The organism is Saprospiraceae bacterium (assembly GCA_016717265.1).
GTDB lineage: Bacteria > Bacteroidota > Bacteroidia > Chitinophagales > Saprospiraceae > Vicinibacter.
The window spans coordinates 510,161-534,400 of record JADKFX010000001.1 but is presented as its reverse complement, the minus strand read 5'-3'; the positions used below and the strand labels follow the sequence as shown (position 1 = coordinate 534,400).

General features: G+C 32.8%; 20 protein-coding genes. 12 read left to right on the top strand and 8 right to left on the bottom strand.

Features of this window, described 5'->3' with window-relative positions; genetic code table 11:
• Window positions 1-84 precede the first annotated feature (84 nt).
• The 5 genes from IPO86_02100 (at window position 85) to IPO86_02080 (ending at window position 5,967) form a co-directional block, all read left to right on the top strand.
• Window positions 85-3,429, top strand: a complete 3,345-nt coding sequence (locus IPO86_02100) for a DUF4175 domain-containing protein (GenBank protein ID MBK9726890.1) — start codon at window positions 85-87, stop codon at window positions 3,427-3,429.
• A 2-nt stretch (window positions 3,430-3,431) separates the two neighbouring features.
• Entirely contained in the window at window positions 3,432-3,818 is a 387-nt protein-coding gene (locus tag IPO86_02095) for an ATP-binding protein (GenBank protein ID MBK9726889.1), read from the top strand.
• 148 nt (window positions 3,819-3,966) lie between these two features.
• A complete protein-coding gene (gene ybeY, locus IPO86_02090; GenBank protein MBK9726888.1) occupies window positions 3,967-4,731 on the top strand; it encodes an rRNA maturation RNase YbeY in 765 nt (254 codons plus the stop codon).
• Between the two features lie 564 nt (window positions 4,732-5,295).
• On the top strand, window positions 5,296-5,682 hold the full coding sequence (locus IPO86_02085) for a DUF2147 domain-containing protein (protein MBK9726887.1): 387 nt from the start codon (window positions 5,296-5,298) through the stop codon (window positions 5,680-5,682).
• 63 nt (window positions 5,683-5,745) lie between these two features.
• Window positions 5,746-5,967 carry a hypothetical protein gene (locus tag IPO86_02080; GenBank protein MBK9726886.1) on the top strand — a complete coding sequence of 74 codons (222 nt, stop codon included), beginning with the start codon at window positions 5,746-5,748 and terminating at the stop codon, window positions 5,965-5,967.
• Between the two features lie 49 nt (window positions 5,968-6,016).
• Here IPO86_02080 and IPO86_02075 read toward each other — a convergent pair whose 3' ends face one another.
• Entirely contained in the window at window positions 6,017-6,976 is a 960-nt protein-coding gene (locus IPO86_02075) for a cytochrome c (protein ID MBK9726885.1), read from the bottom strand.
• Window positions 6,977-7,021: 45 nt separating this feature from the next.
• On the opposite strand from IPO86_02075, the gene IPO86_02070 reads away from it, so the two are divergent.
• Complete coding sequence (locus tag IPO86_02070) at window positions 7,022-8,215, top strand: class I SAM-dependent rRNA methyltransferase (protein MBK9726884.1); 1,194 nt, start codon at window positions 7,022-7,024, stop codon at window positions 8,213-8,215.
• Window positions 8,216-8,264: 49 nt separating this feature from the next.
• On the opposite strand, the gene IPO86_02065 is transcribed toward IPO86_02070, so the two are convergent.
• Window positions 8,265-10,352, bottom strand: a complete 2,088-nt coding sequence (locus tag IPO86_02065) for a hypothetical protein (protein MBK9726883.1) — start codon at window positions 10,350-10,352, stop codon at window positions 8,265-8,267.
• A gap of 108 nt (window positions 10,353-10,460) precedes the next feature.
• Between IPO86_02065 and IPO86_02060 the strand changes: the two genes are divergently transcribed.
• Window positions 10,461-10,901, top strand: a complete 441-nt coding sequence (locus IPO86_02060; protein ID MBK9726882.1) for an SRPBCC family protein — start codon at window positions 10,461-10,463, stop codon at window positions 10,899-10,901.
• A gap of 2 nt (window positions 10,902-10,903) precedes the next feature.
• Window positions 10,904-11,356: a DUF1801 domain-containing protein gene (locus IPO86_02055; GenBank protein MBK9726881.1), complete on the top strand. Its 453-nt coding sequence runs from the start codon at window positions 10,904-10,906 to the stop codon at window positions 11,354-11,356.
• A 125-nt stretch (window positions 11,357-11,481) separates the two neighbouring features.
• Here the strand turns inward: IPO86_02055 and IPO86_02050 are convergent, their stop codons facing one another.
• The 4 genes from IPO86_02050 to IPO86_02035 form a co-directional block, all read right to left on the bottom strand.
• Window positions 11,482-12,627 carry a T9SS type A sorting domain-containing protein gene (locus tag IPO86_02050; GenBank protein MBK9726880.1) on the bottom strand — a complete coding sequence of 382 codons (1,146 nt, stop codon included), beginning with the start codon at window positions 12,625-12,627 and terminating at the stop codon, window positions 11,482-11,484.
• A gap of 129 nt (window positions 12,628-12,756) precedes the next feature.
• A complete protein-coding gene (locus IPO86_02045) occupies window positions 12,757-16,047 on the bottom strand; it encodes a glycosyl hydrolase (protein MBK9726879.1) in 3,291 nt (1,096 codons plus the stop codon).
• A gap of 155 nt (window positions 16,048-16,202) precedes the next feature.
• The gene (locus IPO86_02040) at window positions 16,203-16,835 is read right to left on the bottom strand and encodes a response regulator transcription factor (GenBank protein MBK9726878.1); all 633 of its coding nucleotides are present in this window, start codon (window positions 16,833-16,835) and stop codon (window positions 16,203-16,205) included.
• A gap of 1 nt (window position 16,836) precedes the next feature.
• Window positions 16,837-18,786, bottom strand: coding sequence for a sensor histidine kinase (locus tag IPO86_02035; GenBank protein MBK9726877.1), 1,950 nt, complete (start codon window positions 18,784-18,786; stop codon window positions 16,837-16,839).
• 384 nt (window positions 18,787-19,170) lie between these two features.
• Here IPO86_02035 and IPO86_02030 point away from each other — a divergent pair, with 384 nt between their 5' ends.
• The 4 genes from IPO86_02030 (at window position 19,171) to IPO86_02015 (ending at window position 22,639) form a co-directional block, all read left to right on the top strand.
• Window positions 19,171-20,169, top strand: a complete 999-nt coding sequence (locus IPO86_02030; GenBank protein MBK9726876.1) for a hypothetical protein — start codon at window positions 19,171-19,173, stop codon at window positions 20,167-20,169.
• 37 nt (window positions 20,170-20,206) lie between these two features.
• Window positions 20,207-20,737: a nuclear transport factor 2 family protein gene (locus IPO86_02025; protein ID MBK9726875.1), complete on the top strand. Its 531-nt coding sequence runs from the start codon at window positions 20,207-20,209 to the stop codon at window positions 20,735-20,737.
• A gap of 271 nt (window positions 20,738-21,008) precedes the next feature.
• A complete protein-coding gene (locus IPO86_02020) occupies window positions 21,009-21,446 on the top strand; it encodes a DUF2062 domain-containing protein (protein MBK9726874.1) in 438 nt (145 codons plus the stop codon).
• A gap of 8 nt (window positions 21,447-21,454) precedes the next feature.
• Window positions 21,455-22,639, top strand: a complete 1,185-nt coding sequence (locus IPO86_02015) for a phospholipase (GenBank protein ID MBK9726873.1) — start codon at window positions 21,455-21,457, stop codon at window positions 22,637-22,639.
• Window positions 22,640-22,716: 77 nt separating this feature from the next.
• Here the strand turns inward: IPO86_02015 and IPO86_02010 are convergent, their stop codons facing one another.
• Together IPO86_02010 and IPO86_02005 are read right to left on the bottom strand one after the other, a co-directional pair.
• Window positions 22,717-23,355 (bottom strand): hypothetical protein, encoded by a 639-nt coding sequence (locus IPO86_02010; protein ID MBK9726872.1) that lies wholly within the window; start codon window positions 23,353-23,355, stop codon window positions 22,717-22,719.
• A 44-nt stretch (window positions 23,356-23,399) separates the two neighbouring features.
• Complete coding sequence (locus tag IPO86_02005) at window positions 23,400-24,239, bottom strand: ABC transporter permease subunit (protein ID MBK9726871.1); 840 nt, start codon at window positions 24,237-24,239, stop codon at window positions 23,400-23,402.
• Window position 24,240 lies beyond the last annotated feature (1 nt).

Here is a 24,240-nt window from a genome sequence, read left to right as displayed (position 1 = left end):
GTTTTTAAAATTTTATTGCTCGTTTTAACTAAATATTGAAATTATTTAAGGCTATTTTGCGTTTTATTAAGTTGAACTCTATTTATGGCATGGAATGAAAATTATTATGATCAGTTAATCCTTAAAATTGATCAATTTACCCGAAAGTATTATATCAACCAATTGATTAAAGGCAGTTTGTATTTTACTGGATTGGTAACTTTAGTATTTTTAGCTTATAATCTCCTTGAAAATCAATTTTATTTTAGTAAAGGGGTCCGCACATTTTTAAGCTTATCTTATCTGGTTCTCTTTGCATCGAGTCTTTGGTATTGGGTGGCTAGCCCTTTACTTCATTATTTTAGATTAGGGAAGCTCATATCACATGAAGAAGCTGCAAAAATTATCGGTTCGCAATTTGGAGATGTAAAGGACAAGTTGTTAAATGTGTTGCAACTTAAAACGCAATCCGTAAATTATTCCGACAGAAGTCTGATTGATGCCAGTATTCAACAGAAATCTATTGAATTAACGCCTGTGCCATTTGTCCAAGCTATAGACTTACAAAAAAACAGAAAATATTTGCAATACGCTATTGCTCCATTGTTTCTTTTGGGAGCTATTTTAGTGTGGGCACCAGGTATGATTCAAAAACCTACGCAACGTTTAATTTCAATCAATAAAGATTTTGAAAAGGAAGCACCATTTCATTTTAAAATTGAAGCAGATGCATTACATGTCGAACAAAACGGAGATTTTACCCTGGAAATTAAAATTGATGGATCAGCCTTGCCTGCAGATGCATTTATTGATGTTGATAATTTTCAATATCGTTTGAAAAAAGAAAGTCAGGATGTATTTACCTACACATTTAATAATGTTCAAAAGGATTTACCATTTAAATTATTCTCAGGTGCTATTCAATCTCCAGAATATACATTAAAAGTATTGATGAAACCGGTAATCAATTCTTTCCAGGTTCGACTTGAATATCCTACATATACCGGACGAAAGAATGAAACATTAGAAAATACAGGAGATTTAATTATACCTGTAGGCACTAAAGTGAATTGGTATTTTAATTCTGAATATACGGATCATTTATATTTTAAAAGTTTAGAAGACAAGGAAAAAGCAGAATTACAAAGAAAAGGAGAAAATGAATTTCAATATTCCCGAAAGATCCTAAAAGACCAAAGTTATACTTTATTTTTAAAGAATAATTTTCTGTCGAATCTGGATTCTGTTCAATACCAAATGAGCGTTATTCCAGATCAATATCCACAAATTCAGCTTGAAGCTTTTTCAGATAGCAGCGACTATAAAGTAAACTATTATGCAGGTCAGGCATCTGATGACTATGGTATTCGAAATATTACATTTAATTCCATCCGACTTAAAAAGGATGGAAGCGAAGAAGCTGTAAAGTCTGTCGTTTTAAATAATTTGACCCCTGGAAAAACCAACAGCTTTAGTTATTCTTTTGATGCAGCAGAATATAATCTGGCACCGGGTGAAGCGATTCGGTATTATTTTGAAGTTTGGGATAATGATGCAATCAATGGTAGCAAATCATCAAGAAGTCAGTATCTTGAATACAAAGAAGCTTCCCTGGAAGAACTTGCGAAATTAGAAGAACACAATAATGAAGAAATAAAAGATGACCTGGAAGAAGCATTAGCGCAAGCAAAAAAACTGCAGGAGAAGCTCAATGATTACAAAGACAAAATGCGCCAGAAAAAAGATTTGGATTGGCAGAATAAAAAGGATCTTGAAAAAATGATTCAACAACAAGAGCAGATTCAGAAAAAATTTGAGGATGCGCAAAAAAAGTTAGATGAAAATTTAAAGAAACAAAAAAATGAAGATGAAAATCTTCAAAACAAACAAGAGCAACTTCAAAAACTGTTTAAAGAAACAGCAAATGAAGAAATGAAGAAATTAATGCAGCAGATTCAGGATTTGATGAATGAAATGAATAAAGATCAAGCAATCCAAATGTCAGAGCAATTTGAAAATAAAAATGCAGACATGAGTAAGGAGATGGATCGGTTGTTACAATTATTTAAACAGTTAGAAGTAGAAAAGAACTTAAAGGATCAGATTAAAGAACTTAATAAATTGGCAGAAAAGCAAGAAGCGCTTTCTGAAAAAACAGAAAAGAAAGAGGAGCAACAAGACGACTTAAAAAAGCAGCAAGAAGATATTCATAAGAAATTTGACGAATTAGCTAAGAAGCAAGAAGAGATCAAAAAGAAAAATGAAGAATTAAAGACTCCTAGAACTATAGAAGATACGAAGAAGGAAGAATCTGAAATTAAACAAGATCTGAAAGATTCTAAAGAGGAGTTGAATAATTCTAAAAATGAAAAGGCTTCTAAAAAACAAAAGGATGCTGCAGGAAAGATGAAGGAAATGGCTAATAAGATGGAAAAGGAGATGGAAGAATCAGACCAGGAACAAGCAGAAGAAGATGCCAAAATGTTGCGGCAATTATTAGAAAATCTAGTCGGACTATCTTTTGATCAAGAGCGGGTAGTGAATGAAATGGCAAACTTAAATCCACAAACTCCCAGATATCTTGGTTTATTGCAGGATCAATTTAAAATTAAAGACAATTTCAAAATTGTGCAAGATACCTTAGAAGTTTTGAGTCAACGTTTGGTTGAAATTCAATCTTTTGTGATGGAGAAAGTAAATGAGATTAATGACAATTTCAAAATTGGATTGGAGTTATTGGAAGATCGAAGGAGTGGAGAGGCTTCAAATAATCAAGGTAGGGTAATGAAAAATCTGAATGACCTTGCCGTGATGCTTTCTGAATCTTTAGATGAAAAGCAAAAAGAGTGCAATGGAGGTTCTTGTAATAAACCTGGAAAGAAGGCTTGTAAAAAACCCGGTAGCAAAGGTGGTGGAAAACAGGCAAAGTCTGGTAAAGTTCCTTCGGATAAGATTTCACAGGGACAAAAGACTTTAGAAAAAGGGATGCAGGAAATGCTTCAAAAAATGAAGGATGGAAAGCAAGGAAGTTCGAAAGAATTTGCTGAAATGGCTGCCAAGCAAGCAAAACTCAGGAAAATGTTGCAAGATTTAGAAGAAGAAAAGAAAGAAAGCGGTAATGGCACAAAACAAGCTCAGGAAATTCTTGATGAAATGAATAATCAAGAGAAACAGCTAGTTAATAAACAACTCACAAATGAAATGCTGAAAAGACAGCAGGAAATTACAACTCGCTTGTTAGATGCAGAAAAAGCAGATCGAGAAAGAGATTGGGATGAAAAACGAAAATCACAAACTGGTACGAATATTGTGCGTAAACTACCGCCTGGCTTAGAAGCATACATTAAACAAAGACAGGCAGAAACAGAATGGTTCAAGCAAGTTTCACCGGAATTACGACCTTTCTACAAAAAACTGGTCGAGCAATATTATCAAAGTCTGAGAAAGTAGAAATGATAAAAATTTCTTCTGTACCGGCTAATATTACACAGGTAGAAGAATATCTACAAAAGATATTTAGTGAGCATCGATTAGATATAAATTTGTATCCTAATGTATTGGTTTCCATTACAGAAGCAGTTAATAATGCGATATTGCATGGAAACAAATCGGATGAATCTAAATTTGTTTGTGTAAAAACAACCCGTTTAAGAAAGCATATTTGTTTTAAAATATCGGATGAAGGCCCTGGTTTTGATCCGACTGCCATCCCTGATCCTACCTTGCCTGAAAATCTTGAAACCTGCGGTGGAAGAGGGGTTTTTCTTATGCAAAAATTATCGGATCGTGTATTGTTTTCAGACAATGGAAGGACAGTAGAGATTAAATTTATTGTTTAAACGACACATCCTTTTAATGTGAGCTATATGTATAAGCCATGCTGGAATCCATTTTAGATCTAAGTGATTCCTTTGGATCTCCTGTTTTTCGCAATTTATTTTCAACATACTTGTTGAATTCTGTTTTTCTTTACATTCATTACTTGTTGTGAAGAATAAGCCCAATATTGAATTTCATTTTAATGTGGAAGCTTTTGATTTCAATCAAAGGAAGGTATCTCAATGGATAGAAAAGGTAATTCATCAATATAAAATGAAAGCTGGAATCATAGGCGTCATTTTTTGTGATGATAGGTACTTGAGAAACATGAATAATAAATTTTTACAGCACGATTATTTTACAGATATTCTTAGTTTTCCATTATCAAAAGATCCAATTGAAGGGGAATTGTATATTAGTATTGACCGGGTTCGGGAGAATGCAAAAAAATTTAAAGTAGATGAAGAATGGGAACTCCTAAGAGTGATCATTCATGGTATTCTTCATTTTATTGGCTATCAGGATAAAACGGCAAAGGACATAAAAGAAATGCGTGGAGCCGAAGATCATGCGCTTGCTTTATACAAAGATGAATTTATAAAACAAGAACACTATTTTGATTTAGTATATGATGTAGTACGTTGTATTCCAATAGGCAAAGTATGCAGTTATGGAGCCATAGCAGATTATTTAAGTTTAGGATCTGCCAGAATGGTAGGATGGGCTTTAAATCAATTGAAAGGCAACGTAATGAATGTTCCTGCACACAGAGTTGTAAATGTTAAAGGAGAGCTCAGTGGCCGACTCATGTTTGGAGATTCCGGAAATCGAATGGAAGAACTACTTAAAGCAGAAGGTGTTCCGATAAAAAATCATAAAGTTGAAAAGTTGGAACTGTATTTTTGGAGTCCCTTGTTATTAAACCATGAATAAGCATTCGTTTAATTTCTGAAAAATTGTGTTGTACACAAATTTAAACTTTAGCATTCAAAGTCAATTCCACTTTTTCATTTAATATAGGATCTGGAAAACTATTTTATTTCTCATACACTTCCTGAAATTTGAACAAGAGTCTGTATTTACCATGCATAAAATATGCAGCAATTTAATTTTTTAATTACAGCAATGCATTGTTTAACAAGCTAAAATTCAGCAAAGCTTTTGACTCTAAATTCAAAACAGGAACAGAAGGTAGATTCATTCCATCGGCAAAATATCCAAATTCCAAATCCAAACAACAACTATTCATCTAAACATATATAAATATAGCACCTGTAAATACCGGTGTATTTACAGGTGGCTAAAGGTCTCAAATAAAGAAAACTACTTCTTTTATATTTTTTATGTGTCTTATACATTTTGTCTTACATATTGTATATTATTCTAATACTATGCCAATTTTTTTAATTCGTTAAAAAAATCTTTTTTAAGGCTTACTTGTTTGTAGTCCATATGAGGTCTAAAAAAGCTGTTTTTACAATCCATTTATTAATCTTTATGAAGCTGCTTATAGAGGCACAAACTCCCCTTGGATTTTGGATGCTTACAGATGATAAACAAGCTGATATCAGGACTATTGTAGAGATTTACCAAAAGCAGGAAATGCTCTATGCAAAAGTCATTGAATTGGATCCAAAAGCCCTTATTAAAACATGTAGGATGTGTAGTGGAATTAAAAAAAATAAATCTTTATTAGGAATGGATATCATTTGGGATTTAAAAAAGAATCAGAATGAATGGACTTCAGGATTTATACTTGATCCCGAGTCTGGAAAGGAATATGATTGCAAATTATGGATGGTTGGAAATGATGAAATCATGGTAAGAGGATATTATAAATTACCAATATTTGGGAAAACGAAAATCTGGACCAGAATAAAATAAGATCGGGTTAAAACAATATTCAACTATTGAAAGCAGTTACATATTTATAATGAAAAAATGCCTATGGTTGATACATTTACATCTTTACAATTAATTCGTTACACGTACCTTGAATGCAGCCAAACCGAATCACAGGTTTTGGAAGAATGCGCCGCTTCTGATCCTTCTTTAAAGGAGGAACTTACCTTACTTATGGAAGCTAAGCGTTTTTTACCGAAAGCTTTATTCTCAGCCCACCCTAACTCTATTCAACATATTCTTGAATATAGTCGTACCTGGGCATAGTCTATTTAAAAGCTAATTCAAAGCATATTTCCGAATGTACCGGTATATTTTATAAACCGGTTCGGTCTACGTTATTCGATATTTTTGGCACTGTTTGAAGGTAAGCCCAGATACTTTGGATCTCATATTCTTTAAGATTTGTTAAAGGCATCATCGGATATCTTAAAGCTTTACCATCAGGTCGTTTACCCTCCAATAAAGCCCGCTTGAAATCTTCATAACCCCACTTTCCTAGTCCCGATTCAACATCCATGGTAATGTTTGGTGAAAAAATATGCTCGCGATCTAAATTTAAAAGAAGGTTGCCTCCGCCTAAATAGCCCAAACTATTTTCTGGAATTACTAAATCCATTTTTTTGAAATCTTTAGAATGACAGGAATAACATTCAATTTTACTTTGAACAATATATTTACCGTAGGCTATTAAATTTGAAGTGTCTGGTGCTTTTATTGGATTTTGAGGATACTCCAGGGGTTTAAATACAAAATTGGCTAAAAGCTTAGACAGAAAACTTGGTTGGCTTTCAGGTTGGGCTATTTGAGAAGCCTGGACTTGTGGTCTATCAGATTTTAAATAACAAACAACAGCTTCCATATCCGCGTCTGACAATCTTGGAAATTTAGGCATCCAGGGAGGTGCAAAACGGCCATCTTTCCGGACGCCAGTACGTAAAAAATGCACAATTTCGCTGGGTGTCCAGGAACCTATACCATAGGTTGAGTCATTGGTGATATTTTTAACCCAGGTTTTTCCAAAAGCCTCATCCAGATCTCTCATAAAACCACCACTCAATTTCCCATCATTACCTAAATGACAGGAACTACAGAGAAGGGAAGAAATTCTAGCTCCTTCTTCAATTTTATCAGCCGTTGGGTTAATTATGATTTCTTTTATTTTCGGTGGTTCATACGTCGGGATTCCTTTAAAATGGATATACGCCGCAAAGATTGATAGGATAGCAATGAATACTAAAATTAAATAAATCAGGATTTTGAAAGCTTTTTTCATAAATTGTTGGTTTTGCTTTGGAAGATTTACGAAAATTGTGGCATTATGGATTCAAAAATACTAAAAACGATAGAACTTAAGAAAGGTAAAGAAGTTAATTTATACCGAAAGCACCCTTGGCTATTTTCAGGTGCTATTTTTGGTGCCGTTAACTTATTTGAAGATGGAGAATTGGTGTATGTACAAGATTCAAAAAAACAGCGATTAGGATTTGGTCATTTTCATCATGGCAGTATTGCTGTTAAATTATTGGCTTTTGGAATTGCTGATTATGATCTTAAATTTTGGGAAGAAAGATTGCGAAATGCATTTGAAGCACGCAAACTTTTAATGTTTAAAAGTCAGAACACAAATTGTTTTCGATGGATTCATGGAGAAGGCGATATGCTGCCAGGTTTAATTATAGATATTTATGATAAAACGATTGTAATTCAATGCCATACTATTGGTATGCATAAACAAATTCAGGAGATCATTCTGGCAATTCAACAGATTTTTGAGGCTCAGGATATTTGCATCGTCGATAAAAGTAAAGATAGTTTACCTACGCAGTATGCAAATTCAATTCAAAACAGCGTAGTGCATGGAAATTTAATTGAATTAGATTGTATCGAACATGGCTTTCGGTTTGAAATTGATGTTCTCGGCGGACAAAAAACAGGATTCTTTTTAGATCAACGGGAAAACAGAAAACTACTCTCAAAATATGCGGAATCTAAAATAATTTTAAATGCGTATTGTTATAATGGAGGTTTTAGTATTTATGCTTTAGGGGCAGGAGCCAAACATGTAAGCTCCGTAGATGTTTCAAAAAAAGCACTGGAAGGTTTGAAACAAAATTTACGAATTAATAACATGCAGGATGCTCCGCATGATAGCATTTGTGCCGATGTACATCAGTTTTTGGACCAAATGGAATCTGAATTATATGACATCATTATTTTGGATCCACCAGCATTTGCAAAAAGTATTGCCAAAAGACATACTGCGGTACAAGCGTACAAACGAATTAATATTCAGGCGATAAAGAAAATAAAAAAGCATGGACTTTTATTTAGCTTTTCTTGTTCGCAAGTAGTTTCTGAAGAATTATTTTATAATACGCTGGTTTCTGCTGGAATTGAAAGCGGACGAAATATTAGGGTATTGCATAAACTTAGCCAGGGACCAGATCATCCGGTAAATTTATTTCATCCAGAAGGTGCTTATTTAAAAGGCTTAGTGCTTTATGTTGAGTAGAAAAAGCAGATCCAATGGAGGGCATTGTTTGTGTTTTTAGAAAGAATCCTCAATGTGTCTTTGGTAATTCCATTAAAATACTTTTATAATACTTTATTTCAAGATCATCAAAATATACTGGATTTGAATCAGGATTGTACATATAAATGACTAATTCCTGATCTGTTAATTGCTTAGGTATACTAAATTCCATCCATAGTTTTTCCCAGTTATTAGTATCCTTTTCAAGAATTTTATAATTGCCATTGTAAAATTGTTTTGCATTGCAAGTAGCAACAATTCCAGCTTTGGTATTCTGAATTGCTTTTCTCCAAATTGAAATTGAAAAACTTTCAGCGTGCTTTAAATTTGGAAAACGAATCGTCATACCATATGGCATGTTTGCGTCCAGTTTTGATGAGAATTTGCTATTAAAAGATTGCTCCGATGATTGTGATTTACCAAATTCAAACTGAATATTATCTAAATCGCTTATAAAATATTGACCATCTACACTTAGGGTTTCAGCATTACATTTTAATTTTTTTTGAATGACCTTATCTTCCAAACTGAAATTTTGAAGAGAATCTTTTAATTTAAATATTAAAACATCTTGGTAACGACCGATTAGGTGTGTACAAAAGGATTTTAAATAAGCTTTGGCAAAGAGCTCATCAAGACCATTCACCAACATATATTTTGCACCTTTATCTATAGAAGCCTGGATACCTAAACTATCTTGATTATAGCTTATTTTTTGACCTCTATTGAATCGTGCATCGGTATATTCTGTCCAGCCTTTTTGATTCATTAAATACAACGAACAATGACTTACATCAGGAATTGAAATCACCGTATCATGAGGCATAATGCCTATTTGCCTTAGATAAGGAGAAATGGAATAGAGGGCTTCATATTTTTCATAATCATTTATTGGAGTGCGGTATCGGGCATTTAATTCTTCTTTTGTATAATATACATTGAAAAGTAAGAATATTAGAAAAATAAATTTTATTGGAATCGCTTTAAATATTTTATTATGATGTCTGTTTAAAACATCAAATACACTGATCACCAAAATAATTGGCAAAATATATAAGTCTATTACATAATAGTCATGATCAGCAAAGGTCCAAAATTCTAGAATTATATAGAAGATCGATTGTAGAAACAGAAGCAAGAGGGTAAGATTAAAAAATCGTAAATTCTTTTTATTATAGTAAATTATATATAAAAAACAAATAACCAGAAAAATGTAAACAGAAACATGAAAGTATTGATCAAACCAAAGGTTTTTAATGTTATCTAAAACACCAAGTATTTCCTCCTTTGAAAGATCCCAAATTGGAAAAATTGTTGTAGAAAAATAAAAACAATCGTGCTTTTGATTAAACCATTTGGCATATAGTATCCAAATTCCAACAATACTTAAAATTGAAATTAAACAAACAATAAACCGAATGGGACGTTTAAATATTTTTCCAGTAGTTTTTATTCGCAGAATCCCAAAATATTCAAATGTGAAAATTACAGAAATAGCAAAAAGGCTAAGGAGTGCAGTTATTTTAAATGCAGAAGCTAGTAAAAAGAAGAGTAGCGAACAAGTTAACCAATTTGATTTTTCTTCAAAATAATATCTTATGAAGTAATGCCAGGCAATCATTGAAAATGCTAATGCTGCGGTATTTGTCAGGTAATTATTACCATAATATGCCAAAACGGGCGATGCAAAAAATAATATTGAAAGTGCAGCAGACCAAAACCTATCTTTTAATAAATAAAAAAGTGTCTTAAACAAATATAATAGACCAATAAAAAACAAAAGTGTGTTTAAAAATCTAAAAATGGAATCGTGATATCCAAAAATTTTATATAAAATAGCAACAGCATAATATAAAATAGGGATTTCACTTGGGCAACATTTTCCACTAGTTCCAAAATCAGAGGTTAAGTTGTTTGTCTGCGGATTGAAAAAATGCATACCGTCCTGGTAATAATTCAATGCTAAAGAAGCACAGTCTGCTTGTCTCCATTTATGAATAGATTGTGGTTTTTTAAACAATAACTCCTGGTAATTATAGGTGAAAGATATAGTAAGAAGTATGAAAATGAATAGTAATTCAGGATACTCTTGAAATATGCGTTTAGAATTCAACATTTTGGATTAGAATTTTTGAAAACGACTTTCATGATATTTTGCAAATATTGCTATTTTTGTTGAAAATTGTGCACAAAAGATTAAAACAATAATTTTAATTAATTCTTTATGAAATACACTTGCGAAATTGAAATTGATCTGCCAATAGAAAAGGTTATATCGCTTTTTGATAATTCCGATAACATGCTTAAATGGATGGAAGGACTTCAAAGTTTTGAAATTATTTCTGGAAATCCCGGACAGGTTGGAGCAAAAGCTAGATTAATATTTCTAATGGGCAAGCGCAAAATGGAAATGATTGAAACGATTACGGTCAGAAACTTGCCAACCGAATTTAGTGGGACTTACGAAGCAAATGGTGTTTTTAATATTGTAAAGAATTCATTTAAGGAAATGGGTCCAAATAGAACAAAGTATATTTCTAAACAGGAGTTTCAATTTAAAGGTTTCATGAAAGTAATAGGTTTTATAATGCCAGGGGCATTCAAAAAACAGTCTATGAAATATTTAGAGGCATTTAAGAATTTTGCAGAATCCCAAATAGTTTAAGAATGCAATCAAAAGCAATCACAGCCAAAGAATATTTGGAATCTTTACCTGAAGAACGAAAAGGTCCAATTACCAAGATAAGAAAGCAGATTCTAGAGAATCTACCCGAAGGATTTTCCGAAGGGATGAGTTATGGAATGCTGTGTTATGTTGTACCCCATACACTGTTTCCAGCTGGTTATCATTGTGATCCTAAACAAGCCTTGCCATTTATTGCATTAGCATCTCAAAAAAACTATATATCCTTATATCATATGGCTTTGTATGAGGGGGAATTATTGAATTGGTTTAAAAAGGAATGGGAGAAAGTATCTACTAAAAAATTGGATATGGGAAAATGTTGTATTCGATTCAAAAAAACAGAAGATATCCCATATGAATTATTAGGAACACTTTGTTCTAAAATAACAGCTGAAAAGTGGATTGAGCTGTATGAAGAAGCGAAGCGTAAATGAAGTAGTTACAAATTATTTTTAAAGTCAATCGCTATTTTATTTTGGAAATTAACAATAAAAAAAATGAGGTATTAATATTGTAAAAACGGCTAAGGACTATAAACTCATTTGAAATACAATGTGAATTACTTTTGTATTATCAATTTTTTAGTTTTACAATTTTTTATAAATTTTGAGCTGCGATTTATAAAATAAATGCCATTCGCTAAATTTTGTAAGGGCACCGTAGTTCTTATTTTATTTATAGCAAGGCTCATAATTAACTTACCCATGGCATCGTAAAGTTTTATTTTTTCGTTATTATTTTCCGAAACATTTGGAATTATAATATCCAATAACTGTTGTGCCGGATTTGGAGAAACGACGAACTCAAAATCCTCAACTAAGTTTTCATTTGCTACCGTTTCCAACTTCATTTCATATAAATTTCCACCCAAGCGAATTGTTGAATTATATTCGTCCGTGATATACCAAGTATTATCTTTAGCATAGCATATAGCTTCTTTTTGAGTGTATGAAGGAAGCTGTATCATATTGGACTTTCCTTGAAAAAATTGGCTTCCATTAAAATCTGAAAATTTCCATATTCTGTCATGGGATAATAAAATTAAATTGTTTTTTTCCAAATCCATTGCAGCAGCTGTAATCCAAAAGAACAACATCGGTCCGTCACCGGTTTTAAAACGGTCCATCGGATTTACATTATAGGAACCTGATTTTGCAGGAATCGCATATTGATAAGTATATCCTGAAAATGGATCTGTACGGTTTTTTGAAAACAAATGCAAACTATCCTGAAACCATACCATAGCTTCCATGTCATAATTGCGGTAAGGAGCTGCCGGTGGAAAATCTTTTTGATCCGCATATGAAAACACGATTGTTTCTGCAGAAATTGTCTCTGCCAGGTGTTGATCGACATTTTTCAAAATGTAAATCTTAAGATCCTTTCTATTATTATTGTTGTTTCCAAAATCACCAATAAAGATAGTTCCTTTGCCATCATGCGTTATATCTTCCCAATCCATCTTTGAAACATTTTCAATTTTTAATGTTCTGAGTATGATACCATTTTTATCAAATTCAAAAATTTCAGCAGGACTTCCATTATCAACTTGTGTCCAAAATGTTTCACCATGATTGAGTGTTAATAATCCAGAGCTATGACTCATGGCTTGATCCAAAACACAAATTTGTTTCCAAGATGAAGTCTGTGTCTGAGCTTGATACGAAATCAAGACGAATACTATGGAAATTATTTTAAACTTCATTTGTAAATGGATAAAAATTTGCGGTCATAAACTATGTTTATTACGACATACCAAAAAGTTGAATTAAAATTATTATTTCATTCGCTCATATTAAATTTTATTCATTTTAACAAAAACGAATTGAATGCATTATTCATCTTTCCAGTCTGGCAATCTACCAGGGGTGTAAGGAGATTTATGCGTTTCTAAAATTTGTTCTAATTTTTCAAAATCCATGTTTATATTTTTAATTTCTTTATAGATGCTTGCAAATTGCTTCTGTGCAATTTCATAAGATTGAATGTATGTTTGAGAAGGTGCGGCAGTTGTACTCCACAATCCACCCACTATATTTCCGATTCTGCCATTTATAGAAGGTGTGGTTTCAAATTCGCGTTTTGCCAAACTTGCATCACCATTCATAAGTACATTTACAGAATGGAGTCGTTTTTCCAAATCAAATATCTGTTTAGAGATTTCCAAAGGCAATTTTGGGGTTTCCAATATGGCTTGTTTGAAATACTTTAATTTATCAACTAATTCATTTCGATAAGCATCAACAGCGCTCGTAATTCTGCGAAGTTCAGCTAGTTTTTTACTAAAATCATCTAGTGATTTTTTATCTGCAACTGCTAAACTTGTTACATTTAATGCTTTCACATTAAATGTTTGAGAAACGCCTAAATCTGTATAAATTCCATTTTCAAACTTGCTAATGGATAAAGTATAAGTTCCAGGTAATGCGCGATATCCAATTTCAGGGGAACTAAACACAAAAGACTCATCAAATGTACTTAAATCCACAGGACCAAATGGGGCATATCTAAAGTCCCAAAGGATGCGGTTTAATCCTTTTTTAGCTGCAGTTTTAAGTCGTCTAACAACTTGATTCATTTCGTCCCGAATTGTAAACAATAAATGAGGTGCAACTTGTACATCTTCCATTCTTAAGGAATCTAAACTAGGATAATATATTGTTTCTTTCTTTTTAGCTTTTTCAGCTTCTACTTCCTTTCGTTTTTCTTTAAGTGTTTTGATATCGTTTTTAAGATGATATGTAAAAACGGCTCCAACTTTTGGATTGGCCGTCGTAAAAAAACTTTCACCTTGAAATCCTTTACCCCGCACACCCAAAGGCGTAGATTCAATATACATCCAGGAGTCTTTAATTGGAAATAGAAGGATTTCTTTTTCAAGATTTTCTTTCGTAATCGTCCGCAATGGAGAATAATCATCTAAAACATAGAAGCCTCTTCCGAAGGTGCCTAATACTAAATCATTTTCTCTTCTTTGAATTTCAATATCCCTAACTGCTATTGTTGGTAATCCCGCTTTTAACTGGATCCATTTTTGGCCTCCGTCTACACTAAAAAAAACTCCAAATTCGGTGCCTGCAAATAATAAATTTTTATTTACATGATCTTCCGCTATTGAATACACGGAACCTCTTTCTGGTAAATTATTTTGAATCGGACTCCAGGTATTCCCGCCATCCGTAGTTTTGAATATATACGGATGAAAATCACCATAACGATGATGATTGAAAACTACATAAGCCGTATTTTTTTCATGTTGAGAGCAGATAATTTGATGTACATACGAGCGTTCGGGCACTCCTGAAATATTATCAATTTTTGTCCAGTTTGCGCCTCCATTAAGGGTTGTATGTATGAGTCCATCATCTGTTCCTGCATACAAAATATTTTCATCAAATGGACTTTCTGATATACTCGTAATGTTTCCATAAATATCGGTGGATCCATTTTTTGCAATAGCATCAACGCTCCATACTTTATCCATGACCATTAATTTATTTCGATCCAGATTTCTACTTAGATCACCAGAAATAGTTTTCCAAGTGGATCCTTGATCATCTGTCCGAAATACTTTATTAGCAGCAAAATAAAGTCGTTTATTATTAAATTTTGAAATTAATAAGGGAGCATCCCAATTCCATCTATAAGCCTCGCCGGGTGCTTGTTCAATAGGTTTGATATCTACAAATTCACCATTCTTTTTATCGTAGCGTATCAAACCTCCGTATTGTGATTGTGCATAAATAATATCTGGATTACTTTGATCAACTTGTGTTTCAAAACCATCTCCAATACTTGTAAAAAACCAGTCAGCACTTACAATTCCATTAATACTTGTAGTTCTGGAAGGTCCACCGATACTAAAATTATCTTGTGTTCCCCCATGTATATTATAAAATGGAAAAGCATTATCGGTACTTACTTTGTAAAATTGGGTGACTGGTAAATTTGGTTTGAAAAGCCAATTTTCAGCTGCATCAAAAGTTTCATATAGGCCACCATCACAGCCAACTAAATAATGTTTGGTATTATTTGGGTCTATCCAAATAACATGATTGTCTATATGTTTATTTTTTTCACCTAAAATAGAAAATGATTTCCCACCATCTTTACTGATACCAAAATACGTATTGATGACAAATATTTTGTTGATATCTTTTGGATCGCAATAGATTTTTTGATAATAATTCCCAGAAGTAGAATAGCTACTTTGTTTTTCCCAACTAGCTCCGCGATCCATACTTTTATAAACACCACCGTTGTTTTCTGAAGCTTCAACAACTGCATACAATATATCTGGATTTGAAGGCGCATAGTTAAGGCCGATTCTACCGATATCCCCGGTTGGCATACCACTCATTATTTTATTCCAGGTTGCACCCGCATCCGTACTTTTATATAATGCAGATTCTGGTCCACCACCGATATAAGAAAATACTTTGCGTTGTCGTTGATGGGCGGCAACATAAATAATATTTGAAAATCGAGGATCTACAAAAACTTCATTAAAACCAGTATAATCACTAACTTTTAAAATTTGTTTCCAGCTAACACCACCATCTGTTGTTTTATAAATTCCACGTTCACCTCCAGAACTCCAAAGCGGTCCGTAGGCTGCAACATAAACGATATCTGAATTTACAGGATCAATACTAATTCTGCCAATATGTTCGGAATTTTTTAAACCCATATTTTTCCAGGACTTACCGCCATCTTCAGTTTTATAAATTCCATCGCCATAAGCTACACTCCGTTGATTATTATTTTCTCCAGTTCCTACCCAGAGCACATTTGTATTCTTAGGATCCATTGCTAAACAACCAATAGAGTATGAACCTTCGCCATCAAAAACAGGATCAAAAGTCACCCCTGAATTTGTAGTTTTCCAGACACCACCCGATGCAACAGCCACAAAATAATGATTTGGATCATTTGGATTAACGGCCAAATCTGAAATTCTACCGGAAGTTAATGCAGGTCCAAGACTCCTGAATTTCAAAGCACTAAATAAAGAAGATGGTATACTATCTTTTGATGTTTCTTTTGTAGCTTCTTTTGCTTTAACTGCATTCGTTTTCTTTTGTGAAGTCAAATTCAACGAGAGTATTAAAAGACTACAAATCATTGTGGTTTTAATGAATAGATTCATAATTTGGAATTCTAAATTTTGATTAATAATTAGTTTATTTTTAAATATTGTTTTTGAATACATTTTATTTCATAAATATGAAAATTAGCATAAACTGTAAAAATTATAAAGACAATTATAGTTTAAATATTTCATATCAGTTTGTTTTGAAATGCAAATTTTACAAGACCTACGATTCCATTAACATTGAGTTTTTGAATTAAATTATTTCGGTGTGTATCTACGGTTCTTGGACTAATAAATAATTTGGTTCCAATTTCTGTACTTGAAAATCCTTCCGCAATTAACTTTAAAATTTCAATTTCCCGATCTGTTAAATGGGATAAGAGGCTGCTTTGGTCCTTTGGTCTTTTTTGTAATAACACATTTGCTACTTCGTGGCTAAAATAGTTTTCGCCGCTGGCAACTGATTTTATGGCTTCTTGAAGTTCAGGCAAGGTAGTATTTTTAAATAGAAAACCTTTCGCCCCTTTTTCATAAGCAGATTCGATGATTGCTTTATCATTGAGCATACTTATAATAATAACTTTTACCCCAAAAAAATCTTTCATAATTTTTTCAGTGGTTTCAAGCCCACCTAAAATTGGCATTTCAACATCCATTAATATGATATCCGCCAATTTTCCAGTTCGCAGTAATTGTAAAACCTGCTCGCCATTGGATGCTTCCCCAATGATTTCTATTTCTGGCATTTCTGAAAGTAAAGCTTTAAAACCTTGTCTAACGAGGTGATGATCATCCGCTAAAATAAGTTTAAGTTTCATGTTATGTTAAAGGTATACGAATCGTAGAAATTGTGCCCAATTGGTCACCGCGTTCTGAAAAATAACTGCCCTCTAAGGTATTTACCCGACTCAGTATATTAAGGAGACCCATACTGCCTTTTTGTTTGGCCTCATTAAAATCAAATCCCATGCCATCATCTTCAATACGAAGTATTAAATTATTGCCAGCCTTATACAATTGCAAAAAAATGTTTTTGGCCCTTGCATGCTTAAGAATATTATGAAGTAATTCCTGCGTAATTCTATATAATCCCAATTCTGTTTTAGGATCCATGCGATCTGGCAAATCGAAATGTTCAAACTGTGTTTTGATACCTGTTTGTTCTATTGTATTTCGTAAAAGCATTTGCAAACTCGGTACCAATCCTTTTGTTTCCAAAGTTGGTGGCATCATGACATGTGAAATATTGCGCAATTCAGTACAGGTTTCATTCAGTTGTACACTTAGTTCTCCAAGTTTTATCGCTTCATTTGGTATACTCTGTTCGACCTTTCGATAGAGATGATCAAATCCTAATTTAAGTGCAACCAATTCCTGTGCTATGCCATCATGTAAATCTTTTGCGATGCGCTTTCGTTCTGCTTCCTGGGCTTCAATTACAGCATTTAGACCTAATTTTTGCTCTTTAATAATGGCTTCCTGTAATGTTTGATTTTGTTTTAACCGATACCGATTATAAAACAAGTATGAAAAAATTAAGATTACAAAAATACTTACTGCAAGTCCGATTAGCCAGGTTCTTTGTTTGAAATTGGTTTCCCGTTGGACAATCAGCTCTTTTTCTTTTTTTTCAGATTGATATTTTGTTTCAACATCTGCAAGATTCTTTACATTTTCTGCTTTAAATAGGGAATCGTCTAAAGTCATGAATTTTTTAAACCAAACAAGTGCTTCTTTGTGATTTCCTTTTTGTTCATATGCATTTGCAAACTCTTCATAATATACTTCCAAGGGATCTACTAAATGTTTTTCTTCCATAATTACATATCCCTTTTGAGCATACTTTAAAGCAGAATCCGGTTGATTCATTTTATTATATACAGAAGCCAGATTTACATATGGAAAGACAAGATTTAAGCTTCTTTTTGCGGTTTCAAGTTTTTGTATTGATGCATTGCAATATTGTATTGCCTCCTTGTATTTTGATTTTTTCAGCAGTAAATGACATAAACCACCTTCAATAACACCAGCTACATATAAATTATGATACTTTAAAGCAATGGCTACTCCTTTATTGGCATACTCAATAGCCTTTTCTATGTTTTCAGGAGTTCCTTCCATGCTGCCATACGCAACACATAAATTATTATAAGTGAACATACATTTTTTTTCCTCCCCATGTTCTAATCGGATTTTAAGTGCTTTTTGAAGATAAGATATCGCCTTTTCGTGGGCTTTTTGATCACTGTAAAGACTTCCTATATTACTATATGCAGAAGCCAGATTGCTATACTCTTTTAATTGATCAAAGATTTCAACCGCTTTGAGATAGTAGCTAATTGCTGAATCAGCTTTATATAAATCTGCATAGGTGCTTCCAAGGTCATTATAGCTTAAAGCGATTCCAAATTTATCGTTTAGTTTTTCCCGGATTGACAGATCCATATAAAGCAATTTCAAAGCTTCTTCAAAGGACCCTTTTTCTTTCGCTATCCTGCCTCGGAAATTAATGGAGATTGCTTGTGCTTTTAAGGTATTTGTTTTTTTTGCTAATTGGTCAAGGGTATCAGCATATATACTGCCCTCTTCTAAATTTATACGAATTGCTTCTTTTGCAATACTATGATAGAGTTCCAATTGTTTTGATGGGTCCTTTTCTAGACTGTATAAATTCCTCAGACTATCGGAAAGAGCTTGCTGTGCAATCAGTGATTTACCTGAAGCAAACAGGAGGAATCCAATTAAAATTAACCGATTTAACGGGCTCATGTAAGCAGAATTTGAGAATTACAGCAGTTTATTGGGTAAAAATACGAAAATCTACGTAGACACATTACATGATTTGACGGAGCATACAGGTCTTTGACCTATTCTACTTTTGAGCTATTATTTCGTAACTTTTAAAAAATGGAAACAATGTCACTAAAACAGATCAGTTTAAACATGCTTAGCTTTTGCGTATTTATACTAGCCATTGCTTTAATAATTCTTTATTGTTTTTCGCCTATGATGAATTTTTTCATGGTTCTTAAAGATGATTTAATACAATATGGTAATCGTTGTTCTTCTTGGGCATCTTTGTAAGCTGGGGTTCAAAAAGATATCATTGTTTAAGAATTGAAATCTTTTTCGTAAAATTTATATAAATTTAGAATGAATCCAACAAATCCAAAGCCGCCTATCGCTGAAGCAATTCATTTACTAGCAGGGATTCCAATTAGTTTTGCATTAAATACGTTTATACAACTTGGAATTCCAGAATATTTAAATCAAGGGCAAAAATCCGTGGCAGAAATCGCAAAACATTGTCAAACGCAAGAAGAAATTAGCTTCCGGTTTTTACGTTTTCTATCGAAGTTAGGATTGGTTCAAATGGAAGGAACTTCTTTCAAATTAACAGCTCTTGGTAATTATTTTAGAAACGACCAGCCGGGAAATTTCTGCAAAAATATTGAATTTATGTGTTCGCCACCCTGGTTTAATACCTGGTCTAATTTGATGTATTCCTTAAAAACAGGCGATGCTGCGTTTAAGGAAAGTATGGGTATGCAGCCCTGGGATTATTTTGAAAAGCATCCGGAATACGGAATACCGTTCAATGAATATATGACCCAAATTTCAAAAAATGGAGCTGCGAATCTTTTAAATAGCTATAATTTTGTTGAAGCTGGTATACTCTGTGATGTTGGAGGAGGACATGGTTTTCTCTTAAATGAGATCCTTTTAAAATACCCAGATAAAAATGGTATATTATTTGATCTTCCTTTTGTCATTAAAGATGTAAATTTATCCAATATTTCAGACCGATGTGCGGTGGTTGGAGGAAGTTTCTTTGATGAAATTCCAGCAGCAGATCATTATATTTTAAAATCCATTCTGCATGATTGGAGTAATGAAAAAGCGACTACCATTTTAAAAAACTGTGCTAAAAGCCTTAAACCTTTTGGAAAAATTCTTGTAATAGATATGATTTTGGGTAAGGATGAATCCATTTTAAGTTATTTTTACGATCTGCATATGCAACTGATGATGAATGGAAGAGAACGTACGGAAGAAGAATTTCGGGTTTTATTTGCTTCTGCAGGTTTAAGAATAACTAAAATAATACCTACTGGAAGTCCACAGTTTATTATTGAAGGAGAAATTATTTAATGTAGCATTCAAAATTATTAACTTAAATAAAAAAAAAATGAAAAAATTATTTTACAGTGTATTGCTTTTAGTTCTTGTTTTTAGCAACCCACAATCGTTAAGTGCACAAGCTAAACCTGCAAAACTTCCATTAGAAAACAGAATCAACTTTGAGAATTTTCTAAAAGAAATTTATACAGCTTATGAAAACAAAGATTATAAAGCCTTGAAAAATTATTATGATCGGTCTGCAGCGGAGATTAATCCGGATGGTAGTATGGTTCAAGGTATAAAAAACCTGGAAGCTGCCTGGAAAGCTTTTGATGGTATGGTTGATGAAAAACCAATATTTACTTACAAACTAACATCTTCCCGTATGGTGACTCCTGATGTGGCAATTGTTACCTGGGATTCAGATGCACAAATTAAAATTAAAGGCCAGGATATGGGAGGAAAAGCGATTGGTATGGCTGTTTTGAAAAAGAAAAATAATAGCTGGACGATTCATTTTGATTCCATGACACCGGTTATGCCAATGCCACCTATGCCAGCGCCGGCTACACCAGAAGCAACTCCATCTGGAAATTAATAATTAAAGTATAATACTGAGATAAAGAATTGGATGAATCCAATTCAATTTAAATTCAGGAAGATAAATCCCTCTTTTGTTTTTGCGAACAAAAGAGGGATTTTTATTATTTACTAATGCAAATACCAATGGATATCGTGTTTTATTCAATTTTATGAATTTGAAATTGTAGTAAACCACCAGAAGTTTTAAATCTTTTTGGAAACTGTTTACTGAATAATTTGTTTCTCTGCTTTGAAATGGCAAGCTTTGTACCTTTTAATACCTATTTGTGTTTAGAAAAATTCGATATGAAATCATTAAAGTTTCGCGTGCGCATGGTACTGTACATGAAATAGCACTGGGTGCTGCCATTGGTGCATTTATAAGTATTTTCCCAACGTTTGGATTGGGTACTTTATTAGTTTTGTTGGCCTATCGTTTTATAAATTTTAATTTAGTTTCAGCCATAAGTGGTAGTTTGATTTCAAATATATTTACAAGTCCTTTATTTATGGCATTGAGTTATAAAATCGGATCCTTGATATTTAAACCAGAATCAGCGCTGGATTTTAAAAATTGGTATAAGCATTTAGATCATTTAGGGATTTCAGTATTGACTGGTGGTTTTATTTTGAGTACTTTTTCAGCTTTTCTAATCTATTATAGTGTTAAAATAATTATGCAATATTATCGGGACCAAAAATTGAAGAAATCACTTACGCAATGATTTAAAAAATGAATTTTACTACGAATAAAGAAAGGCGATATAAAAATACATTTTTACGCGCAAAGACTATTCAGTTTATTCAAAGTGGGGACCATTTTTTTAAAAAACTTATTTTATTAATTCAACATGCAAAGGAATCCATTCAGATTCAAACTTTTATATTTGATGATCAGGAGACAGGGCAGGAAATAGCAGCAGCTTTAATGGCTGCTACGAAAAGAAAGGTTGCGGTAGATTTAGTGGTGGATGCATTTGGTTCAAGACATTTATCAAATCATTTTATTAATTCATTGAAAGAGGCTGGTATTCAATTTCGCTTTTTTTCTCCTATCTCCATTTTTAAGAATTTGAATATCGGACGGCGCCTTCATCACAAAGTGGCCGTATTTGATGGAAAATATGCTTTAGTTGGAGGTATTAACCTGGCTAATAAATACCGTGGAACAAGTACTATAGAACCCTGGTTGGATTTTGCAGTATTGATTCATGGTAATGTTTGTCAAAAACTTAAAGATATTTGTTTTAGAATTGAAGAAAAATCTTTTAGCCTCATAGATCAAACCAAGAAGCTAATTTCAAATTCAAAAGATCCATATGATATAAGCATTCGGCAGAATGATTGGCTGAGAAATAAGAAGCAAATTTTCCAGAGTTATATTTTAGCGATTCAAAAAGCAGAAACATCTATTACCATTTTTGGGAGTTATTTTCTACCCGGATTAAAGCTTCGGATGGCATTGGAGCAAGCTGCAAAAAGAGGCGTAAAAATTCAAATTGTATTGGCAGGGAAATCAGATATCCCACTTTTACTGAATGCTACCTATTATCTTTATAGTTGGTTGCATAAACATAAGATCAAAGTGTTTGAATGGAATAAATCGGTACTCCATGCAAAATTAGCTGTGATTGATGAGCAGTGGATGACTATTGGATCTTTTAACTTAAACCATTTAAGTAAATATGCAAGTATCGAACTCAATGTAGATATTTTAAACACAACATTTGTGACTCATGTGAGCACCCATTTAAATGGCTTAATTAAAAACGATTGTGAAGAAATATTAAGCACCAGAGCAAGAAACCTTTCAACTAAAATCAGAGAACTATTTGCTTATTTTTTAGGAAGAACATTGATAAAGGCAGTTACATTTTTTCCGAATTTTAGAAATATCTATTCTAAATTGGTAGATTAATGAAATCTAACTTGTTTATTTAAGAATGTTTAGAAATGCATTTAAAATTGTATTTGTAAAATTAACAATTTTCAATGCTATTTTTTGAAAATAGTATCTGGCAATTTTTGATTGATTACATAGTTTGTAAACGTTAATTTAATTTTACCAATCTCTTTTGAATTGCTATTCAATTTAGAATCTTTTTTCTTAGAATTTAGATCTACAGCGATTGCTTTTGGCACTTTAAATTTAGCAACTTCTACAGTAAATAGCATGATATCTGGCAAGCAATATGTTTTCATCCTACCATATTCGTAATCAATTTGAATGGTACCATTTGATTGTGTAGTTAATTGTGATCGGAGGATCAATTTATTTTCCGGATCAATCCAAAATTTAGCTAACACCAAGTCTGTTTGATCGTGAGGGATCACTTGAATAATGCGACTTAGTGTTTTACCATACAGTTGTTTACCACTTTCTACTGCAATATATTGAGTGGTATCTCTAAGCACTGCCAAAGCATAATATGGATCTTGTTTAGGCAAGAAGGCAATACCCTGTGTTTTGACTTGGAATTTGTCCGGCTGTTTAAAGTAGACTTTACCTTTTAATTGTTCAATCCGGATAAATGGAATATCAAATTGCATAAATACATCGGCTTGGTAATCCTGAACAATTTGAAACTTTTGACTAATACTATTTAAGAGTTGCACTGGAGTTTGGGCAACCATCTTGAACATTATATTAAGGAAACAGAATACAAGGAGAAATCGTATCATTGGTTAATATCTTTTGTTTTAAAATGATACCATGAAATGCCTAAGAACAGGAGTATATGAAAAACTAATATTAGCAAAGAATTAGAAACCAATGTCCAATCAATCGGATTGTCAAACATAGTTCTCCATACAATCATATGCGTAGTAAATAAAAAGGGTTTAATGCTATCAAAAATTGGAAGTTCAAGAGAACCTATAATTGTAAATAGAATAATAACAGCCATTGAACTTACTATTGGGCCTATGGAGTTGTCTGTAAAACAAGAAAGCATTAATGAAAACGCTGCAACTACACCAAGGCTTAGAAATGCAATGCCAAATGCAGCCATAAAACGCCACAAGGTATCTCCTTGTCGAAGGATTACTAATTCCTCACTTTTTAAAACAAGGTGATCTCCATCACCAAAAATTAATAGACCGCCCCCTAATGCTAGAATCCCAAGCCAGATTAATAGAAATGCTACATATATATTGCCTGCGATAAATTTGGAAAACAATATTTTGGTACGAGAGTATGGTTTTGTTAAAAGAAAACGGATGGTTCCTGAGGCTGCTTCACCGGATATTAGATCTCCGGTAACTAAGGCTACCAATAATGGCATTTGAATAATTAAGGTTTGAAGTATAATAAAACATACTAAATTGCCTGTCAATAAATTTCCTTCGATTTGAAAGGATGTTTCAAGTTGTTGTAAAAAAAACTGCATATAGTTATTTCCATCAACATATAAAGCCATTTCAATAAGAAGAACAATCGTTGTTATTGCAACGAAGCCAATATAGGATCTCGGTTTCCTTGAAATTTTAAATAATTCGATTTTTAACAGGTTCAGCATA